Below are 20,580 nucleotides of genomic sequence, written 5' to 3'. Positions count from 1 at the left end.
CCATGCCCGGCCGGCCGGGGCCAGCCGGCGGTCGCAGCCGGACCGATTGCACCGATAATCCGCGCGCGGCGCCCGGCCGCTTGCGCTTCGAAGACTGCCCGTGACCGCGAACGACCCTGCCCGCTCCGCCACCGCGTTCGCGCCCGCCGGCGTGGGCAACATCGGCGTCGGCTTCGACCTGCTCGGCCACACCATCGAAGGGCCGCGCGACCACGCCACGGTGCGGCGCATCGACGAATGCGAAGTGCGCGTGATCGCGGTGCGCGGCAGCGGCGAGCACGTCGAGCGCATCCCGCTCGACCTGGACCGCAACACCGCCGGCCTGGCGGTGCGTGCGCTGCATGCCGGTCTGGCGCTCGAGCATGGATTCGAGATCGAACTCGACAAGGGCATTCCGATCGGCGCCGGCCTCGGCGGTTCGGCCGCCTCGTGCGTGGCCGCGCTGGTCGCCGCGAATGCGCTGCTCGACCGGCCGCTCTCGCGTGTCGCGCTGTATCCGTATGCGATCGAGGGCGAATCAGCGTCGAGCCAGAGCCGGCAGGGCGACAACGTCGGGCCGATGCTGCTCGGCGGCATCACGCTGGCCACGTTGACGCGCCTGCTGCCGCTGCCGGCGCCGGACTGGCTGCATTGCGTGGTCGTGCACCCGGACCAGGTACTGGAAACCAAGCGCGCACGTGCGGTGCTGACCGATCCGTATCCGCTCTCGACGGTGGTACGCCACGGCGCGCACCTGGCGCTGTTCGTCACCGGCCTGGAGCGCGGCGACGTCGACCTGATCCGCGAAGGCCTGCAGGACGTACTCGTCGAACCGCGGCGCGCGTCCCTGGTGCCCGGCTTCGACCAGGTCAAAGCCGCCGCGCTCGCGCATGACACGATCGGCGCAAGCCTGTCCGGCGCTGGGCCGAGTATGTTCGCGTGGTTCGCCTCGCGCGAAGCCGCCGAAGCCGCCGCACCCGACATGCAGGCCGGGTTCGCACAGGCGGGCTATGACTCGCGCGTCTGGGTGTCGCCCGTGGCCGGGCCCAAGGCCGAACTGGTCTGAAGTGGCCGCCACGCGAACCGGCCAATCGCCTGACGGGTTTGCAGTGGCAACGGGCTCGGTTAGCGTGCGTCCATGCAGACACTTCCAGTTGGCGCCCTAGCCGCCGCGCTCGCCGTGCTTGTCGCGGGCTGTGCCTCGACCCCGTCATCGCCTGACCCGCAGGCGCGGTTCTTCGAACAGCTCTCGGCGCTGTGCGGCCAGGCCTTCGAAGGCCGTGTAGCCGCCGACACACCGGCGCCGACCGGCACCGACCCATTTGCGCAGGGCCCGCTGGTCATGCACGTGCGCGAATGCAGCGATCGCGAGATCCGCATCCCGTTCCATGTCGGCAATGACCGCTCACGGACCTGGGTGGTGACACGCACGGAGGACGGCCTGCGCCTCAAGCACGATCACCGCCACGAGGACGGCAGCGAGGACGCGCTGACGCAGTACGGTGGCGACACCGCCGCGACCGGCACCGCGCGCCGGCAGGAATTTCCGGTCGACGCCGAATCGCAGGCCACGTTCACCCGCGAAGGCCGCACGGTGTCGAACACGAATGTCTGGGCGCTGGAGATCGAGCCCGGACGCGTATTCGTATACGAACTCGCGCGACCGCAGCGGCTGTTCCGGGTCGAGTTCGATCTCACGCGACCGGTGGCACCGCCGCCCGCGCCTTGGGGTGCAGCGCCCTAGTCTTGGATCGAGCCCGTAGCGGACGCGACTCTCGCCGCTGCTGCGGCCGCAGCCCCGGTTAAAGCACCGCCGTGCGACCTCCACGCCCGGCGCGGTCTCGTTTACATCCCGCTGCCGACCTTCGCGCCGGGCACAACACGCCCCGGATCAACGTGCCCCATCCGCCGGCACCCGGATCCGGAACCACGCCGCATACAGCGCCGGCAGGAAGAACAGCGTCAGCACGGTGGCGACCAGCAGGCCGCCCATGATCGACACCGCCATCGGCCCGAAGAAGGCGCTGCGCGACAGCGGAATCATCGCGAGGATCGCCGCGAGTGCGGTCAGCACGATCGGCCGGAAACGGCGCACCGTCGCCTCGACGATCGCCTGCCACGGCGGGGCACCCTCGCCGCGGTCATGCTCGATCTGATCGACCAGGATCACGCTGTTGCGCATGATCATGCCCGCGAGCGCGATCGTGCCGAGCATCGCCACGAAGCCGAACGGCACGCGGAACACGAGCAGGAACAGCGTCACGCCGATCAACCCCAGCGGCGCGGTCAGCAGCACCATCACGCTGCGAGAGAAACTGCGCAGCTGCAGCATCAGCAGCGTGAACACGACCAGCAGGAACAGCGGCATGCCGGCCGCGATCGAATCCTGCCCCCGCGCCGCGTCCTCGACGCTGCCGCCGACCTCGACCGAATAGCCGTGCGGAAGGGCCGCGCGAATTGCATCGAGCGTCGGCGAGATCTGCTGGCTCACGGTCGCCGGCTGCGTGCCGTCGTAGATGTCCGCGCGCACGATGACCGTCGGGCGACGGTCGCGGTGCCAGATGATGCCGTCCTCGAAGCCGTACTCGAGCCGCGCGATCTGGCTCAGCGGCACGGCCTCGCCGTTGGCCGTCGGCACCGACAGGTTGCCGAGCGTCTGCAGGCTGTTGCGCTCGGATTCGGTGCCGCGCAGCAGCACTTCGATCAGCTCGTCGCCCTCGCGGTAGGTGCTGACCGCCGAACCCGTCAGCGACCCGGTAAGGAACTGCGCAAGCTGCGCCGAACTCACGCCCAGCGCGCGTGCGCGTTCCTGATCGATACGCAGCCGCACGACCTTGCTCGGCTCGTCCCAGTCGAGGTTCACGTTCGCGACATGCGGATCTTCGGCGACCTTCGCGCGTACCTGGCGGGCGATCGCGCGCACCTGATCAATGTGCTCGCCGGACACGCGGAACTGCACCGGGTAACCGACCGGCGGCCCGTTCTCCAGCCGCGTAACGCGCATCTGCAGCTCGGGGAAACGTCGCGACGCGTCCTCGATGATCCAGCGGCGGATGTCCTCGCGCGCCTCCACGCTGTCGGGCAGCAGCACGAACTGGGCGAAGTTCGCCGCCGGCAGCTGCTGGTCCAGCGGCAGGTAGAAGCGCGGCGATCCGGTGCCGACGTAGGCGACGTAGTTCGCCAGGTCCTTGCGCTCGCGCAGCATCGCCTCGAACCGGCGCACCTGCGCCTCGGTCGCGCGCAGTGAACTGCCTTCTGCGAGCTCCATGTCAACCATCAGCTCCGGGCGCACCGAATCGGGGAAGAACTGCTGCGGCACGAAGCGGAACAGCAGCACGGATGCGACGAACGCGCCTGCGGTGATCGCGATGACGGTCTTTCGCCGGCGTACGCACCAGGTCACCCAGCCGCGGAAGCGCCGGTAGAAGCCGGTCGCGTACGGATCGTGGTCGCGGCCGTCATGCGGCGGCGGCGCGATGAAATCGCTGAACCGCGGATGGCGCATCGCCCACTCGCTGCGCTTCGCGCTCCAGCGCGCAGCGAGCGAGCCCGGCTTGAGCTTCGCTGCATGACCGTGGTCGGGCAGCAGCTTGTCGCCGAGATACGGAATGAACGCGACTGCCGCAACCCATGACACCAGCAACGCGATCGTCACCACCTCGAACAGCGAGCGCGTGTACTCGCCAGTGCTCGATTTCGCGGTCGCGATCGGCAAAAAGCCTGCGGCGGTGATCAGCGTGCCGGTCAGCATCGGAAACGCCGTGGAATCCCAGGCAAACGCCGCGGCCTTGAGCCGGCTGAAGCCCTGTTCCATTTTGATCGCCATCATCTCGACCGCGATGATCGCGTCGTCGACCAGCAGGCCGAGCGCGAGCACCAGCGCGCCGAGCGAGATCTTGTGCAGGCCCACGCCGAGCACGTCCATCACCGCGAACGTCATCGCGAGCACCAGCGGGATCGACAACGCGACGACCAGCCCGGTGCGCACGCCGAGCGAGAAAAAGCTCACCAGCAGCACGATCGCGACGGCCTCGGCGAGCACGCGCACGAACTCGCCGACCGATTCCTCGACCGCCGCGGGCTGGTCGGAGACCTTGCGCAGCTCCATGCCGGCCGGCAGCGTTTGCTGCAACGTGGCGAACTCCTGCTCGAGGCGTTTGCCGAGCCGCAGGATGTCGCCACCTTCCTTCATCGCCACCGCGATGCCGATCGCGTCCTCGCCCATGAAACGCATGCGCGGCGCCGGCGGATCAGCGAAGCCGCGACGGACCTCGGCCACGTCGCCGAGCCGGAACGTGCGATCAGCGACACGCAGCGGAAACGCGCGGATTTCCTCGACCGAATCGAAGCGGCCCTCGACACGCAGGGCCACGCGGCTGCTGGGTGTGTCGAAGAACCCGGCCGGCACTACCGCGTTCTGCTCGGCCAGTGCCTGCTGCACGGCCGCGGCGGGCACGCCGAGCGTGGCGAGCTTGGTGTTGCTCAGCTCGATGAATATTTTTTCGTCCTGTACGCCGAGCAGTTCGATCTTGCCCACATCGGGTACGTCCTGCAGCGCGAGCTGCACGCGCTCGGCGTAATCCTTGAGCAGCGCGTAATCGAAGCCCTTGCCGGTCAACGCATAGATGTTGCCGAACGTGTCGCCGAACTCGTCGTTGAAGAACGGGCCGATGACTTCGCGCGGCAGCAGCGGCCGGATGTCGCCGACCTTCTTGCGCACCTGGTACCACAGTGGCGGAATGTCCTTGCTTCGCAGCGAATCCTTGGCGACGAAGATCACCTGCGATTCGCCCGGCCGCGAGTACGAGCGGATGTACTCGTACTGGCCGGTCTCCATCAACTTGTTTTCGATGCGCTCGGTGACCTGCTTAGCCACCTCGTCGGCGGTCGCGCCGGGCCAGAGCGTGCGCACCACCATGACCTTGAACGTGAACGCCGGGTCCTCGCTGCGTCCGAGCCGCAGGTAGGAGAACGTGCCCATGATCGCGAGCACCAGCATCGCGTAGACGATCAGACTGCGGTTGCGCAGCGCCCACTCGGACAGGTTGAAGCGCATCGGTCGGTTGCTCGTGCGGAATGCGCCGGGTCTGGCGCGTGGAAGCGGGCCTGCAGGGTCGTGCGGGGTCGGAAAGCCGGGCTTCCCGCGGCGTCAGTCGCTGCGCGCAGTCGCCGTCAGCAGCGGCCGGTTGTCGCGGCCCACCGGTTGCACCTTCTGGCCGGGCTGCAGCAGATGGCCGCCGGCGGTGACGACCCACGCGTCGGCGTCGAGGCCGCGCAGCACCGGCACCCGCTCCTCGCCGAACGCGCCGAGTTGTACCGGCTGCAGCCGCAGCGTCGAGGTCTTCGGGTCCACGACGAACACCGCCGTTGTCGCGCCGCTGCGCTGCACTGCCGATAGCGGCACCGACACCCGGGCGTCGCCCCCGCGCTCGCCCTGGACATGCACGCGGGCGCTCTGGCCGAGTTCGACCGAGCCGTCGGGCGCGGCCAGGCTCGCGCGTACCGCAAACGTGCGCGACACCGGATCGGCTGCAGGCGCGATCTCGCGAACGCGTCCGGGCCAGCGCTTGCCGGGCTGCGACCAGAGCTCAACCTCGACCGGCTCGCCGGGGCGGATCCCGCTGATGGCCGATTCGCCGACCGCGAACGCGACCTCGCGCGCGCCGTCGGCTGCCAGCGTGAATACCGGCTGCCCCGCCGCGACCACCTGCCCCGCTTCGACGTGCCGCGCGGCGATCACGCCGTCGTCCGGCGCGCGCAGTTGCGTATAGCCGCTCTGGTTACGGGCGACTTCAAGATTCGCGCGGGCGGCATCGAGCTGGCCGCGGGCCGCAGTGGCAGCGGCGTTCTGTGCATCCACTGCCGAGCGACTGACCAGGCGATCGTTGCCGAGCGCGGCAAATCGCTCCTGGTCGGCGCTTGCACGGCGGTACTCGGCCTGCGCCGCCGCGACCTGAGCCTGGGCCGCGCGTACCTGCGCCTGCAGGTCACCGGCGTCGAGCACTGCGAGCACTTGGCCGGCGCGCACCCGGTCGCCCACGTCGACGCGGCGTTCGACGAGGTTGCCGCCGACCCGGAATGACAGCGCGGCTTCCTCGCGCGCCTTCACTTCGCCGGCGTACGAGCCTGCGCTTGCAGCCGCGCCTTCGAACGGTCGCGCAACGAGCACCGGCCGGGGATCGGGCGCGGGCGCGGCAGCGCCGCCACAGGCAGAAGCGAGTACGGCCACGACAAGGGCCGCAAGGCCGGGAGCAGAGCTGCGCATGGGCGTACCGCGTAAATTAATGAACCAGGCAGTACTGTATAAATATCGAACCGGCCAGTCTAGTATTGCGTGATGATGCCGCCTCGCAAGCCAACGACCGAACGCGCGACCGGCCCCGGCCGGCCGAAGGACCTCACCAAGCGCGCCGCAATCCTGGAATCGGCCACGCGGATGTTCCTTCAGCACGGCTTCGAACGCGTGAGCATGGACGAGATCGCGGCCGACGCCGGCGTGTCCAAACTGACCGTCTACAGCCACTTCGACGACAAGGACACGCTGTTCGCGGCCGCGGTGAAATCGCACTGCGAGCAGAGCCTGCCGCCGGCACTTTTTGACCCCGCGCCGAACGTCCCGCTGCGCGAGCGGCTGCTGACGATCGCGCGTGCGTTCTACGCAATGGTGACCGCGCCCGAGGCGATCGCCGGCCACCGAATGCTGTGCACGCCGCAGCTCGCGAACACGCCGCTGAGCCAGCTGTTCTGGGACGCCGGACCGCGGCGCGTGCAGGAGGGAATGGCCGCGCTGCTGCGCCGTCGCATCGAAGCGGGCGAACTCGATATCGGCGACGTGCCCCGCGCGGCGTCTCAGTTCTTCACCCTGCTCAAGGGCGAGCCGCATGCTCGCATGGTGTTCGGCTGCTGCGGGGCCGGCGTAGACGACGCCGACGCGGATGCGCACGTCGCCGCCAGCGTCGACCTGTTCCTGCGGGCGTATGGCACCCGCCATGAGGCAACGCCACCGGCGCGCCGACAGTCCCGGTGACTTCCGGCACTCAGCCGCGCACTGCGACGCGGCGATCCTGTGCGCCATACGGACCTGCCCGGTCCGACGCAGCCGGTAGAATGCGCGGTTTCCCGCGCCAGATCCCAAGCCCATGACGACGCTCGATTACGCCAAAGCCCGCGAACTGATGGTCGAACAGCAGATCCGCCCGTGGGACGTCGGGTCCGCGCGCGTGCTGGACGTACTGCAGGCGATGCCGCGCGAGCAGTTCGCGCCCGCCGCGCACCGTAACCTTGCATATGCCGACCTCGCACTGCCGCTGCCGAACGGCGGCTACATGCTGAAGCCGGTCATCGAGGGCCGGATGCTGCAGGCACTCGACCTCGCGGAGACCGAAACCGTACTCGAGATCGGCACCGGCAGCGGTTACCTGACCGCGTGCCTCGCGCAGCTGGCGCGAGAAGTTGTGAGCCTGGAATGGAACTCCGCCACGGCCGACGCCGCACGCCGCGCACTCGCGTCGCAGGGCATCCGCAACGCGCACGTCGAGAACGCCGACGCGATGACCTGGGAGACAGATCGCCGCTTCGACGCGATCTGCGTCGGTGGCGCGGTCGCGCAGATTCCGCAGCACTTCGCGGAATGGCTGAAGCCCGGCGGCCGCATGTTCGTCGTGCACGGCTACGCGCCCGCGATGAGCGCCGTGCTGGTCACCGGCGGTGCCAACGCCGCATCCCCGCAATCGTTGTTCGAAACCGATATTCCCTACCTCGGCGGCGCCGCACCGGTGCCGACGTTCCAGTTGTGATGCCGACCCGGTGCAGCCCGTCGCGCCCGGCGCAACGGCTGCCCGATAAGAGACCGAAGGATCCCGCATGATGCGCCGCCACCTCGTCCTGGCCCTCGCCGTCGCCCTGCTGCCGACCACGGCCGCCGCGACCGACCTGCTGCAGACCTACGAGCTGGCCCGCAACGGCGATGCGCAGCTGTCGGAGGCCGAATACCAGCGGCTGGCTACGCGCGAAGGCGCGGTGCAGGCGCGCGCGCAGTTGTTGCCGCAGATTGGGGGTGAGGCCAGCTACACGCGGAGCCGGTCGGACAGCGAGGGCCCTCAGATCGTCGGCGGCCAACGGTTCCCTTCGGGCGGCGAGAGCACCAGCGAGCAGACGGCCCGTCGCTTGGGCCTGAACGTGCAGCAGGCCATCTTTGATGGCACCCGCCTGGGTCAGTTGCGCAGCCAGCGTGCGCTTGCCGAAGCGAGCGATTTCCTTTTCGAATCGGCGGGCGATGGGCTCATTACTCGCACCTCGGCCGCGTACTTCAACGTGCTTGTGCAGCTTGAGACGCTCGCTGCCGCGGAAGCCGCCGAACGCGCGCTGCAGAAGCAGTTCGATTTCGCATCCAAGCGCCTCGAGGTCGGGCTCGCACCGATCACCGATGTGCACGAGGCGCGGGCTCAGTTCGACACTGCGCGCGCGAACACGATCCTCGCGCGCAACGCGGTCGAGGACGCGTATCAGGCGCTGGTCGAGATCACCGGTCAGCCGGTGGCCAACCTCAAGGCGCTCCCCGAGGATTTTCAGCCCGAACTCCCGGTTACTCAGGACGTCGACCGATGGGTGGCGACTGCGGTCGGTACCAACCCGGGACTGCGCGCGCTGCAGTTACAGGTGCGAGCAGCAGAAGAGAGCGTCTCTGCAGCACGCGCTGGACACTGGCCGACCTTGTACGCGAGCGGCGGATATTCGGACTCGAATACCTCCGGTAACTCGACCAACAATCTGTCGTCGGTCGTCGACGATTTCGAGAACACCGGCCGTGGTGCCCAGGTCGGCCTGACACTGTCGGTTCCGATCTACGCCGGCGGCGCGATCCAGTCACAGGTGCGCGAAGCAATCGCGCGCCGCGACATCATCGAGGAGCAGCTCGAGCAGCAGAAGCGGGCGCTCGTGCGCAACACGCGCAACGCGTACCAGACGCTCGTGGCAGGCATCAGCGAAGTGGAGGCGCGGCGCCTTGCGTTGGTGTCGGCCCGCAGCGCGTATGACGCTTCGCAGGTCGGCCTGGAGGTCGGCACGCGCACGGTGCTCGACGTGCTGAACAACCAGCAGGCGCTGTTCAATGCGCAGCAGGCGTTCGCGCAGGCGCGTTACCGCTTCCTGCAGAACCGGCTGCTGCTGGAACAGGCCGCGGGCACGCTCGATGTCGAGGACGTTCGTGAGGTCAACCGCCTGCTGACGGCCGAACCGGATGTCGAACTGGTTCCTGTGGTGCGCTGACCGATCGGCGCACCGTGGGCTTCAGCCAAACAAAAAGCGCGCCCGTGAGGCGCGCTTTTTTGTTTTCCTCGCCAGCGCCACCGACCGATTACCGCGCCGTTCCATCCCGTCGGACACTGGTGACATCGGCGGTCTTTCCGCGGCGCTCGCGATCCGCCGGCCACGCCGGCGGCAGCGCCGGCTGCAATAGTGCGAGCGTGTGCGCGAGTGCGCCGCGCCCTGCTTCGACGAGCTGATGGCCGGCCCGCGCCATCGCCTGGCGGGCGTTCTCGTCGGCCAGCAGACCGGCAATCGCATGCTCGACCGCGTCGGCATCTGCACCCATCCGCAGCGCCTGGGCCTCGTCTAGACGACGCGCGATCTCGGCGAAATTGTGAAGGTGGGGACCGGTCACTACCGGGGTGCCCGCCGCTGCCGGTTCGAGCAGGTTGTGACCGCCGATCGGCTGCAGGCTGCCGCCGACGAACGCGACGCTCGCGCAGGCATAGAACTGCATCAGCTCGCCCAGGGTGTCGATCACGAACACCGCATCGTCCGGCTGTGGCCAGCGACCGCGCGAGCGTGTCGACAGGCCCCAGCCTGCGGCGCGCGCGTGGTCGGCAACAATGCGGAACCGCTCGGGATGGCGCGGCGCCCACAGCAGCAATAGATCCGGAAACCGTTCGCGCAGGCGGCGGTGGATCGCGACGACGGCCGCTTCCTCGTCCGCATGCGTGCTCGCCGCGATCCAGACCGGGCGCTCGCCGGCGTGGCGGCGGCATTCGGCCGAGAACACGTCGAGCGTATCGGGCACTGCGACGTCGAACTTCAGGTTGCCGGTTTCGACCACCTGCTCACTGCGCGCGCCGAGGCGTACGAAGCGCACGCCATCCGACAACGATTGCGCGGCCACCGTTTGCACCGTGCGCAACGCGCGCGACACCAGCGGCGCGAGCACGCGATAGCCGCGCAGCGAGCGCTCCGACAGGCGCGCGTTGAGGATGAACGACGGCACGCCGGCATCGCGACAACCGAACAGCAGGTTCGGCCACAGCTCGGTCTCCATGATCAGCGCCGCATGCGGGCGGAAATGAGCGAGGAACCGATGCACGGCGCCGGGCAGGTCGTATGGCAGATAGACGTGTTCGACCTCGTTGTCCCATAGCGCACGCACGCGCTCGGAACCGGTCGGGGTGATCGTGGTGACGAGTAGGCGCAGGTCCGGCCGGCCGCGTCGCAGCGCATTGACCAGCGGCACGGCGGCGTTCACTTCGCCGACCGAGACCGCGTGGATCCACAGCGTGCTCGCGTGCGGGGCGTCGTGGTAGACGCCGTAGCGCTCGTTCCAGCGCTGGAAATACGCGGGCTGGCGGAAGCCGCGCCAGATCAGGTGGTAGATCGTGATCGGCGCGAGCACGTACAGCGCGGCCGAATACACGGCGCGCAGCAGGCGTTCGATCGGATCAGTCCGCATCGGGCAAGGATAAGCGCTCGCGCCCGCAGCCGGGCCAGCGGCGTTCGCGGGATGCGACCTGCGCGATGCATGGCCCGCACCCTGCGGCCGATAGAATCGGCGGATGGCTGATTCTGCTTCCTCCTCTCCCGACGCCGGGCCTGCAAGCGCCGGCCCGCGGCCGCCGTTGTTCGCACACCTTCCGATGTGGCTCGACATCGGTGTGCTCGGGCTTGCCGCACGCATCCCGTGGCGTGTGCAGCGTGTGCTCGGCGCGTGGCTGGGCACGCTGGCCTACTGGCTTGCCGGCAGCCGCCGTCGCGCTGCAGCGGTGAACCTTGCGCTGTGCTTTCCGCAGATGGCCGAGGCCGAGCGCGAGGCGCTGCTGCGCGAGACGTTCCGCGACTTCGGCATCGGCCTGTTCGAGTTCGCACGCGCCTGGTGGGGCTCGGTCGATGTGATCCGCGCGTCGGCGCATATCGAAGGGCTAGAACACCTGCGCGCGCTGCAGGCGCAGGGGCGCGGCGTGCTGATGGTTTCGGGCCACTTCATGACGCTCGAGATCTGCGGACGGCTGCTGTGCGACCACGTGCCGCTGGCAGGCATGTATCGCCGCTATCGCGACCCGGTGATGGAATGGGCGGTCAAGCAGGGCCGGCTGAACTACGCGAGCGCGATGTTCACGAACGAGGACATCCGCCCTGCAATGCGCCACCTCAAACAGGGCGGTTTCCTCTGGTATGCCCCGGACCAGGACATGCGCGGCAAGGACACCGTGTTCGCACCGTTCTTCGGCGTGCCGGCCGCGACGATCACCGCGACCCACCAGTTCGCGCGGCTGACCGGCTGCGCGGTGGTGCCGTTCTTCCATCGGCGCGAAGGAGGCCGGTACGTGCTGCGCATCGCGCCGCCGCTCGAGGATTTCCCGTCCAAGGACCCGACCGCCGACAGCGCACGCGTGAACGCCGCGATCGAAGCGATGGTGCGCGAGGCGCCGAGCCAGTACCTGTGGATCCACCGGCGTTTCAAGCGGCGGCCGCAGGGAGAAGCCGGGCCGTACTAGGTGGCGTGGCAGCCAAGCAGCTGCCACCCAGGCTTGTGATGTCTCCCGCTGGCGGCCGACGCCTCTGCCGGCCCGTCAGGTTCGCGGTGCCGCCGCCCCGTCGGGGCGGTTCTCGTGGGCCAGCAGGCTTCCCGCGTACAGCGCAGCGAGCAACAGCGTCAGGCCGCCCCAGAACGTCGAATAGAACGCGAGGTGCGTGTTGAATGGGAACACCGTCACCGCCAGCGCGAGCAGCGCCGGTCGCGCGCGCTCATGGGCCTGTGCGTCGGAGAACCGCCAGGCTCGCCACGCGAGTGCGGCGCCGGCCAGCCACAGCAGCAGTCCGAACGCGCCGGTCTCACTGAGCACCTCGAGCACGATCTGGTGCGCATGCAGCGCCGGGCCCTCGCCCCAGGCGGCGACTTCACCGGGCGCGGGATCGCAGGCCGGGAATGCCTCGCGGAAGCCACGCGCGCCGACGCCGTTGAACGGATGCGAACGCGCCATGCAGGCCGCGGCGCCCCAGATGCGGGTGCGTCCTGCCAGCGCGCTGTCGACCCCCTGCTCGTTCGCGGCCAGCGCATGGCCGGTGCGCTCGATGCGCTGGCGCACCTGCGGCGATGACCAGGTCAGCAGGGCGAGCGCGATCGCGCCGAATGCGAACACGCCGAGCAGCTTCTTCCACCCCAGCAGCCGCCAGCCCGACAGAACCAGCACGAGTGCGTAGGTGATCCACGATGCACGCGAGCCGGCCAGCACGATCACCACGCCGACCGCCGCCGCAGCCACCAGCCAGCCCGCGATGCCGACACGGCGCGCGGCCGCGTAGAGCACGAACGGTGACAGGCTGGCGATCACCTGCCCGAGTTTGAGGTTGCAGGGCCCGAGCACGCCGCTGAGCCGATCGACCGCGGCAACCTCCTCGGCGCTGCACATGCCGCGGCCGCTGATCGACTGCTTGATCGAGTCGATGCCGAAGAACAGCGGACTCGTGCCCGTGACCGCCTGGGCCAGCGCATCCAGCGTCCAGATGCCGACGATGATCGCCAAGCCGGCAAATGTGCGCCGGCGCCCCGTTTCACTTGCGACCGCCGAGGCCGCAAGCCAGAGGAATGGCAGGTAGCGCAGGTCTTTCGCGGCTTCGCCGAGCGCGCGGCCGCGGTCGACCGCGTCGAACGACGACACCAGCTCCGGCAGCCAGTAGGCGAAGAACAGCACGCTGGTCAGCGCCCAGGCTGGCCCGCTGAGCAGGCGCGTGCCGCCGCGGAAGCGCGACACCAGCAGCATGACGATCGCGACCAGTGCGCCGAGCACGAGCACGCCCTCGGCGTAGCCGGGCGCCGGCCAGAGCGCGACATAGGCGAGCACCCAGGCCGGAGCCCAGCGCCAGCCGGAAGTGGGCGCGGCGTCAGTGGCCGCGTTCGACATCGATGAGTTCGGCATAGACGGCAAGCGTAGCGTCCTGCATCGCGCGCAGGGTGTGCGGGATCGTGGCGGGCAGCGGCGGCATGTGGGCGAGCAGCGCGCCGGCCGCCGATGCCAGCGCATCCGGATCGAACGGCGTGACGGCACCCGCGGGCTGCAGCTCGGCGAGCAATTCGCCGACACCGCCGTGCGCCCAACCGAGCACCGGCCGCCCGGCCGCGAGCGCTTCGATCACCGTGCGCCCGAACGCCTCGGGTTTGCGCGAGAGCTGCAGCACCAGGTCGCATGCGGCATATGCCCGTGCGATCGCGGAAGTCGGCGGTGTGAACGCGACCTGCGCGCCGACCCCGAGCCGGCCGGCATCGGCCTCGAGTTCACGGATGTAATCCTCGCGACCGCCCTCGCGCGCACCGGGCAGCCACAGCCGTGCATCGCAGCCGCCCGCGCGCAGCCGCGCCAGCAGCGCCAGCGCATCGGCATGGCCCTTGAGCCGCGTGCCTCGACCGGGCAGCAGCAGCAGCGGCCCCTCGCCCGCGAGCGCCGGATGCTGCGCGGCCGCCCAGGCGCGGGCATCGGCATTCGGCCGTGGGGACGACGGAAACATCGCCGGATCGATCCCGCGCGGAATTACCCGCAGGCGGCCGATCTCGGTGTCCGAGTAATGGCGCAGCACGTAGTCGCGCACGGTCGTCGATACGCAGATCACGCGCTCGCCGCTCGCCATGACGCGGCTGTATCCCGATGGCGAATTGAGCCCGTGCACGGTCGTCACCCAGCGCGGCCTGCGTGCGGCCACGATGCCGCGCAGTGCGAGCCGGCCGACCCACGCCGGCAGGCGCGAACGCGTGTGGACAATGTCGGCCTGTTCGGCCATCAGCAGCCGCCTCAGCGTGCTGGTATGCCGCAGCGTCCACGGCGACTTGCGTCCGATGTCGAGCGTGACGTGCTCGGCGCCAGCCGATTCCAACGTCGGCACCAGACGGCCACCGGCGGATACGACGATCGCGCGGTGCCCGGCGCGCACCAGCGCGTCGGCGATCTCCAGCGTCGAACGCTCAACGCCGCCCGACTCGAGCGCGGGCAGCAGCTGGACGACGGTCAGCCGGCGCACGGGGCCGGCACGGCGAAGCGGGTCTCAGCGCAGGCAGCCGCCACCGAGGGCGCGCGTCAGTCTTCCAGGACGAACAGCGTGCCGCAGTACGGGCATTCGCATTCGCGCTCGGCCTCGAGCGGCAGGTACACGCGCGGGTGCGAATTCCACAGTTCGACCGCCGGCAGCGGGCAGCTCATCGGCAGATCGGCGCGGGACACGACGACGCGCTTGTGGGCGTTGGGCTGGTTGGAACGATCGGAAGCTGCGGTCATGGCGTTCTGGCTGGCGTGACGCGAGGCGCGCAGTCTACCAGCCGCGCCGCGCCGCTCAGTCGCGCGGCAGCTCGAACAGCAGCACTTCGGCCCGCCCCTCGCCCGCATGCGCGACCTGCAGCGCAATCGACTCGTCCAAATAGCCGCGCGCGTCGCCGGCCTGCAGCGTGTCGCCGCCCACTTCGACCGTGCCACGCACGACCTGCAGCCAGTACATGCGCGCCGGATCCAGCGCGTGCTGGACCGTGTCCCCGGCGTCGAGCCGTGCACACCGCAGCCGCGCCTGCTGGCGGATCGGCACGCTCCCCGAGTCGCCATCCGGCGATGCCAGCAGCATCCAGCGCCCATGCACCTCGTCCGGATCGGCCGGCCGTTGCGCATAGGCCGGCGCATGGTTGAGCCGGGCCGGCTGGATCCAGATCTGCACAAAATGCACCGGCTCGCTGTTCGAGGCGTTGTACTCGCTGTGCTCCACACCGTGGCCGGCGCTCATCCACTGCAGCTCGCCCGGGCCGATCACGCCGCCGCCTCCACTGCTGTCGCGGTGCGACAGCGCACCGCTGACGACGTAGCTGAGGATCTCCATGTTCGCGTGCCGATGCGGCGCGAAGCCCGCGCCGGGATCGACGCGGTCTTCGTTGATCACGCGAAGTGGACCGAAGCCCATCCAGGCCGCGTCGTAGTACTGGCCGAACGAGAACGTGTGCCGGCTGTCGAGCCAGCCGGTGCTGACGTGGCCGCGCGCGGCGGATGGGCGTTCGATGATCACGGCCGCGTCCTTACTTCGCCTTCTTGTCCGTGCCCTGATCCGCCTTCGGCGCCAGCGCCTCGGTGGTGATGCGGATCTGCACCCCGTCGCTGACCGCCGGCACGGCGTAGGCGATGCCGAAGTCACTGCGCTTGAGCGTGGTGGTGGCATCGAAGCCGATCGCCGGACGCTTGGCCATCGGGTGCTCGCCCATCTTGTTGAGCTTCACCTCGAGCACGGCGGGCTTGGTCACGCCCTTGACCGTCAGGTCGCCGATGACGCGCAGGCGGCCTTCACCGGCGGCCTCGACCTTCGTGCTGCGGAACGTGATGTTCGGGAACTTCTCGGCGTCGAACAGCTCGGCCTTGCGCAGGTGCGCATCGAACGCTTCGACATGCGAATTCATGCCCGACAGCGGGATCGTCACGTTGACCGACGACTGGCCGACGTTCTTCGGATCGTAGGTGATCGTGCCGTCCACCTGACCGAAGTGCGCGACCGGATTGGAGAAGCCCATGTGGCTCCAGCTCGCGATTACGTCGGTGTGGTTCGGATCGATCTTGTAGGTGACCGGCGCCGCGATCGCGATGGTGCTGGCGGCGGCAAGGGAGACGGCGAGAACAAGGCGCTTGAGCATGGTCGCAACTCCGGTGGGTTCAGAGGATCTGGGCAGCTTCGTCGAACGGCAGGCGCGGCGAGCGCGGGAAGATCGCCGAGTGATCGCCGACACCGAGATTGACGAGGAAGTTCGAGCGAATGCGCGTGCCGGCGAAAAATTCGGCATCGACCTTGGCGTTGTTGAAGCCCGACATCGGGCCGCAGTCCAGGCCGAGCGAACGTGCCGCGAGAATCAGATATGCGCCCTGCAGGCTGCCGTTGCGCAGCGCGACGGTCTGCAGCGCCTCTTCGGGCGAGGTGTCGAACCACGACTTCGCATCCGCATGCGGAAACAGGTACGGCAGCTTTTCGTAGAACCCCATGTCGTGGCCGATGATCACGGTGACCGGCGCCGTCATCGTCTTCTCGCGGTTGCCTTCATCGAGCGCGGGCTCGAGCCGCTTCTTCGCCTCGGGCGATTTGACGAAGACGAACCGCGCCGGGTTGGTGTTGGCCGTGGTCGGCGCCCACTTCAGCAGGTCGTAGAGCTCGCGCAGCGTCTCGTCACTGACCTCGCCACCGAGCCGGTTGTGCGTGCGGGCGGTGCGGAACAGCTGGTCTAGCGATTCGGAAGGCAGGCTGCGCGACATCAGGATCTCCTGGAAACGCCGCGTGGGCGCGGCAACCGGGCAAGTGTAGAGTCTGCGCGTTAATGCGACGCCGGCGCGGCCGGAACGGACCTGCGCACGCGTGCAACGATTCGCCGATGCCCCCGATTGCTGGACACTGACCGACGGCCACGCAGGCAACGTGCGGCAGGCGCAGGCGCTTGCGGCCGCCCTCGACGTGCAGGCCAGGGACTGGACGCTGCAGTCGCGTGCGCCATGGCGATGGCTCGCGCCCCGGATGCTGCCGTCGTCGGCAGCGGCGTTCGGTGCGGAGTTCGAAGCCGCATTCGCACAGCCGCCAGCGCTCGCGATCGGCTGTGGCCGGCAGGCCGCGCTCGCAACGCGCGTGCTGCGCGGGCGTGGCAGCTTCGCCGTGCAGATCCTCGATCCGAGGATTTCGCCGATGCACTGGGACATCGTGGTCGCGCCGGAGCACGACGGCCTCGCGGGTGGCAACGTGATCACGCTGATGGGCAGCCTGCATCCGGTGGACGAGGCGTGGCTTGCACAGGCGCGTGCGCGTTTCGATTCGCTGCGGTATTCGCACGGCCCGCAGCTTGCGCTTCTGGCCGGTGGCACCAGCGCTCATGCGCGCATCGATGCCGCCACATTCGAGCCTATCGCATCAGCACTGCGCCACTGGGCGGCCGAACGCGGTGGCCGCATCCTCGCGACCGCATCGCGTCGCACGCCGGAAGATGTGCGGGATCGTCTGCATGCCTGGTTCGGCCAGGCGCCGCACCAGGTCTGGACCGGCGAGGCCGATGGGGCGAATCCGTATGCCGGGTTGCTCGGCTGGGCCGACGGGATCGTGTGTACGGCCGATTCGGTGAACATGTTGTCGGAGGCATGCGCGACGACCGCGCCCGTGTTCGTCGCCGGCGCCGATGCACTGCAGGGCCGTCCGCGCCGCTTCGTCGACCAGCTGCTGCAGCGCGGCCGTGTGCGCCGGCTGGAAGACGGCCTGGAGATGTTCGAATGCGCGCCGCTGCGCGAAACCGCGCGGGTCGCGGCCGAGGTGCGGCAGCGACTGCAGGCACGCGGCCGTTGAGCCGGTAAGCCGCGGGCGACGCGGTCAGTGCGGATCGAACACGAGCCCGTGCTGCACGCACGCACCCGTGATCGCGGCGCGCGCCGCTTCGATCGCAGGGCTCAGCGCGGCGCGGCGCGGGCGACGGTCGAGGGTGCATTCCAGCCCGGCCGACAGCAGCGCGGCATGCGCCTCGTGCAGTGAGCTCGCAGTAGCGGCGTCGAGCAGGCCCTGCTGCTGCATCGCGCTGATCAGCGCGGGCGTCGCACGCGCTTCAAGCAGCGCCGGTGTCGCGTGCGCATGTATCAGCACCAGCGCCTGCAGCAGGAACTCGAGATCGACCAGCCCGCCCGCCCCCTGCTTGAGGTCGAACAGCGCTGCATCGCTGCGGTCCAGCTCGGCGCGCATGCGCCGCCGCATCGCCGCCACTTCGTCGAGCACGCGTGCGGGCTCGCGAACGCGGGCCAGCGTCCCGGCGCGCACGCCCTTGAAGTCCAGGGCCAGCGAGTCGTCACCGGTGACGCAGCGCGCGCGCACCAACGCCTGGTGCTCCCAGGTCCATGCGCGGTCGCGCTGGTAGTCGGCATAACTCGTCAGGCTGGACACGAGTAGCCCCTTCGCGCCGTCGGGGCGCAGGCGCACATCGACGTCGTAGAGCCGGCCCGCGGCGGTCACCGCACCGAGCAGCGCGACGACCTTCTGCGCGAGCCGCGCGAACCAGCGGGGCGCGTCGAGCGGGCGTGCGCCGTCCGACTGTGCGTCGGCGGGCGCGTCGTACAGGAACACCAGGTCGAGGTCGGAACCGAACCCGAGCTCCTCGCCCCCGAGGCTGCCGTACCCGAGCACGGCGAAGCGCGCGTCCTGCACTTCCCCGTGCGCGGGTGCGATTTCGTCGCGTGCCAGTTCGAGCACGCGCCGCACCACGCCGTCGGCCAACCAGGCGAGCTGCTGCGCACTTTCGGTGGCGGGCTGGCGCCCGTCGCGCACGGCCATCGCGATGCGGAAGCTGAGCGCCTGGCGCACTTCGTTGAGCGCCTGCAGCGTGGCCTCGGTGTCGCCGGCCGCGCCGACCGCGTCGCAGGCCGCGAGCAGCTGCGCGCGGTCCGGCAGCGGGCCGGCAACGCGCGAATCGAGCAGCTCGTCCAGCAGCAGCGGATACGCGGCGAGGCGCTCGGCCAGCAGCGCGCTGCGGCTGACCACTTCGACCAGCCGCGACAGCGCGACCGGCTGCTCGTCGAGCAACGCCAGGTACGCGCTGCGGCGCAGGATGTTGTGCAGCAGTGCCAGCAACCGGCGCAGCGCCAGCATCGGCGCGGACGAGGCGGCGGCGGCCTGCAGCAGCGCGGGCAGGACGCGATCGAGCCGGCCGCGCGCGCTGTCGGACAGCCCGCGTACCCCGGGGCTGCGCGCAAGATCGCGCAAAAGCGAATCGGCGTTGCCGGCCTCGACGAAGCCGGCCGCGGCCAGCGCCGCGGCGTCACCGGCGTCGGGCAATGCATGCCAGTACACGGCCAGCGCGTCAGGCACGGCGGCGCCGCGCTGCGGTGCGAGCAGCGCGTCGAATTCGGCTGCGACCCGGCCTCGGTGGCCGTCCAGCGCTTCAAGCAGCTCGCCCCAGTCGCGATAGCCGAGCCCCTGCGCGATGCGCAGGCGGTCCTCCGGCGCTTCGGGCAGCGCATGGGTCTGCGCATCGCGCAGCATCTGCACGCGGTTCTCGAGCCGGCGCAGGAAGCGGTAGGCATCGACGAGCATCGCGCCGGTGTCCTCGCTGACGTGATTTGCATCGACCAGCGCGGACAGCGACGGCAGCAGCGCGCGGCTGCGCAACGACGGCTCGCGGCCGCCGTGGATCATCTGCAGCGCCTGCACGAGGAACTCGATCTCGCGGATTCCACCGGGCCCACGCTTGATGTCGTCGGCCAGCTCGCGGCGCGCGACTTCGGCCGCGATTGCGGCCTTCATCGAGCGCAGGCCGTCGAGTGCGCCGAAATCCAGGTAGCGCCGGTAGACGAACGGCCGCAATGCTTCGAGGAAGCGCTCGCCGGCCTCGAGGTCGCCCGCAACCGGCCGCGCCTTCTGCCACGCATAGCGCTCCCAGTCGCGCCCTTCGCGCTGGAAGTACTGCTCCATCGCTGGGAACGACCAGGCAATTCGACCGGCGTTGCCATACGGGCGCAGGCGCAGGTCGACGCGATGGCAGAAGCCGTCGGCGGTGATCTCGTCGAGCAGCTTTGCGAGCTGCTGGCCGAGGCGGGTGAAGTACGTCGTCGCATCGAGCGGGCGCGCGCCGGGGTGGTCGCTCGTGTCGGACTCGCCGTCGTCTTCGTAGGCGTAGACGAGGTCGATGTCGGAGCTGAAATTCAACTCGCCGCCACCGAGTTTTCCGAGGCCGAACACGACCAGCCGCTGCACGGCGCCGAGGCTGCCGTCGTCGGTGCGGCAACGGATCACGCCATGGCGGCGGGTGAACTCGTGCTCGAGCGCATCGAGCGCGGTCTGCAGGCAGGCTTCCGCAAGCCGGGTGCTGCCGGCCAGCGTTGCAGCGACATCGTCGATGCCCAGCACGTCGCGCCAGATCAGACGCGTGGACTCGGCAGTGCGGTACCGACGCAGCAGCATCGGCCAATCGTCGCGCCGGTCCGGATCAAGCCCGGGGGGCGCGTCCATCGGTGCGTGCGCGTCAGCGGCCAGCGCCTGCAGAAGGGCCGGCTGGCGGATCAGGGTTTCGGCTGCGAAATCGCTTGCGCGGGCAAGCTGCTCGCACCGGGCCGCGAACACGGCATCGTCAAACGCCTGCGGCGCGGCCTCGCGCAGGCGCGCAAGCGTTCGGGAAAGTCGCGCCTCGACGGCGCTCGATTCGACAGGCTGCATGCCCGGATGATGGCACGCGGCCCGTGCAGCGCCATGCGGCAACGCGGCGCCGGGGCGCGATGGCATGCGAGCGGATGCCCGCAGCGCGCGATGCGAACGCGAGGTGCAGGCTTCGCGGCAGTCGCCGGTTACCGCTCACCCGCTCGGGCGTGGAAT

The 20,580-nt window shown here is 69.7% G+C and carries 17 protein-coding genes; 7 read left to right on the top strand and 10 right to left on the bottom strand.

Annotated elements, in window-relative coordinates:
* The first annotated feature begins 100 nt into the window (after positions 1–100).
* Both ACFFGH_RS19155 and ACFFGH_RS19150 read left to right on the top strand, forming a co-directional pair.
* A complete protein-coding gene (locus ACFFGH_RS19155; RefSeq protein ID WP_386671202.1) occupies positions 101–1,045 on the top strand; it encodes a homoserine kinase in 945 nt (314 codons plus the stop codon).
* Between the two features lie 72 nt (positions 1,046–1,117).
* Positions 1,118–1,723: a hypothetical protein gene (locus ACFFGH_RS19150; protein ID WP_386671200.1), complete on the top strand. Its 606-nt coding sequence runs from the start codon at positions 1,118–1,120 to the stop codon at positions 1,721–1,723.
* A 147-nt stretch (positions 1,724–1,870) separates the two neighbouring features.
* On the opposite strand, the gene ACFFGH_RS19145 is transcribed toward ACFFGH_RS19150, so the two are convergent.
* Both ACFFGH_RS19145 and ACFFGH_RS19140 read right to left on the bottom strand, forming a co-directional pair.
* On the bottom strand, positions 1,871–5,035 hold the full coding sequence (locus ACFFGH_RS19145; protein ID WP_386671198.1) for an efflux RND transporter permease subunit: 3,165 nt from the start codon (positions 5,033–5,035) through the stop codon (positions 1,871–1,873).
* A 93-nt stretch (positions 5,036–5,128) separates the two neighbouring features.
* The gene (locus ACFFGH_RS19140) at positions 5,129–6,244 is read right to left on the bottom strand and encodes an efflux RND transporter periplasmic adaptor subunit (protein WP_386671196.1); all 1,116 of its coding nucleotides are present in this window, start codon (positions 6,242–6,244) and stop codon (positions 5,129–5,131) included.
* 72 nt (positions 6,245–6,316) lie between these two features.
* Between ACFFGH_RS19140 and ACFFGH_RS19135 the strand changes: the two genes are divergently transcribed.
* The 3 genes from ACFFGH_RS19135 (at position 6,317) to ACFFGH_RS19125 (ending at position 9,246) form a co-directional block, all read left to right on the top strand.
* A complete protein-coding gene (locus ACFFGH_RS19135; RefSeq protein ID WP_386671194.1) occupies positions 6,317–7,006 on the top strand; it encodes a TetR/AcrR family transcriptional regulator in 690 nt (229 codons plus the stop codon).
* 112 nt (positions 7,007–7,118) lie between these two features.
* Positions 7,119–7,775: a protein-L-isoaspartate O-methyltransferase family protein gene (locus tag ACFFGH_RS19130; RefSeq protein ID WP_386671192.1), complete on the top strand. Its 657-nt coding sequence runs from the start codon at positions 7,119–7,121 to the stop codon at positions 7,773–7,775.
* Positions 7,776–7,842: 67 nt separating this feature from the next.
* Positions 7,843–9,246, top strand: a complete 1,404-nt coding sequence (locus ACFFGH_RS19125; protein WP_386671190.1) for a TolC family outer membrane protein — start codon at positions 7,843–7,845, stop codon at positions 9,244–9,246.
* A gap of 88 nt (positions 9,247–9,334) precedes the next feature.
* Here the strand turns inward: ACFFGH_RS19125 and waaA are convergent, their stop codons facing one another.
* Positions 9,335–10,699: a lipid IV(A) 3-deoxy-D-manno-octulosonic acid transferase gene (gene waaA / locus ACFFGH_RS19120; RefSeq protein ID WP_386671188.1), complete on the bottom strand. Its 1,365-nt coding sequence runs from the start codon at positions 10,697–10,699 to the stop codon at positions 9,335–9,337.
* Between the two features lie 103 nt (positions 10,700–10,802).
* Here waaA and lpxL point away from each other — a divergent pair, with 103 nt between their 5' ends.
* Positions 10,803–11,741: an LpxL/LpxP family Kdo(2)-lipid IV(A) lauroyl/palmitoleoyl acyltransferase gene (gene lpxL, locus ACFFGH_RS19115; protein ID WP_386671186.1), complete on the top strand. Its 939-nt coding sequence runs from the start codon at positions 10,803–10,805 to the stop codon at positions 11,739–11,741.
* A 75-nt stretch (positions 11,742–11,816) separates the two neighbouring features.
* Here lpxL and ACFFGH_RS19110 read toward each other — a convergent pair whose 3' ends face one another.
* The 6 genes from ACFFGH_RS19110 to ACFFGH_RS19085 are packed head-to-tail and all read right to left on the bottom strand — an operon-like array spanning position 11,817 to position 16,505.
* A complete protein-coding gene (locus ACFFGH_RS19110; RefSeq protein ID WP_386671303.1) occupies positions 11,817–13,148 on the bottom strand; it encodes an O-antigen ligase family protein in 1,332 nt (443 codons plus the stop codon).
* On the bottom strand, positions 13,129–14,256 hold the full coding sequence (locus ACFFGH_RS19105; RefSeq protein ID WP_386671184.1) for a glycosyltransferase: 1,128 nt from the start codon (positions 14,254–14,256) through the stop codon (positions 13,129–13,131). Before ACFFGH_RS19105 ends, ACFFGH_RS19110 begins: the two co-directional genes overlap by 20 nt.
* 56 nt (positions 14,257–14,312) lie before the next feature.
* Positions 14,313–14,510 (bottom strand): zinc-finger domain-containing protein, encoded by a 198-nt coding sequence (locus ACFFGH_RS19100; protein ID WP_386671183.1) that lies wholly within the window; start codon positions 14,508–14,510, stop codon positions 14,313–14,315.
* A 55-nt stretch (positions 14,511–14,565) separates the two neighbouring features.
* The gene (locus ACFFGH_RS19095; protein ID WP_386671182.1) at positions 14,566–15,279 is read right to left on the bottom strand and encodes a pirin family protein; all 714 of its coding nucleotides are present in this window, start codon (positions 15,277–15,279) and stop codon (positions 14,566–14,568) included.
* Between the two features lie 10 nt (positions 15,280–15,289).
* Positions 15,290–15,895 carry a YceI family protein gene (locus ACFFGH_RS19090; RefSeq protein ID WP_386671181.1) on the bottom strand — a complete coding sequence of 202 codons (606 nt, stop codon included), beginning with the start codon at positions 15,893–15,895 and terminating at the stop codon, positions 15,290–15,292.
* A 19-nt stretch (positions 15,896–15,914) separates the two neighbouring features.
* Complete coding sequence (locus ACFFGH_RS19085; RefSeq protein WP_386671179.1) at positions 15,915–16,505, bottom strand: malonic semialdehyde reductase; 591 nt, start codon at positions 16,503–16,505, stop codon at positions 15,915–15,917.
* A 100-nt stretch (positions 16,506–16,605) separates the two neighbouring features.
* Here ACFFGH_RS19085 and ACFFGH_RS19080 point away from each other — a divergent pair, with 100 nt between their 5' ends.
* A complete protein-coding gene (locus ACFFGH_RS19080; protein WP_386671177.1) occupies positions 16,606–17,574 on the top strand; it encodes a mitochondrial fission ELM1 family protein in 969 nt (322 codons plus the stop codon).
* A gap of 24 nt (positions 17,575–17,598) precedes the next feature.
* Here ACFFGH_RS19080 and glnE read toward each other — a convergent pair whose 3' ends face one another.
* Complete coding sequence (gene glnE / locus ACFFGH_RS19075) at positions 17,599–20,424, bottom strand: bifunctional [glutamate--ammonia ligase]-adenylyl-L-tyrosine phosphorylase/[glutamate--ammonia-ligase] adenylyltransferase (RefSeq protein ID WP_386671175.1); 2,826 nt, start codon at positions 20,422–20,424, stop codon at positions 17,599–17,601.
* Positions 20,425–20,580 lie beyond the last annotated feature (156 nt).

This window comes from Lysobacter korlensis, assembly GCF_042434515.1.
The sequence above is the reverse complement of the archived record's forward strand: the minus strand, read 5'-3'. Positions and strand labels throughout refer to the sequence as shown.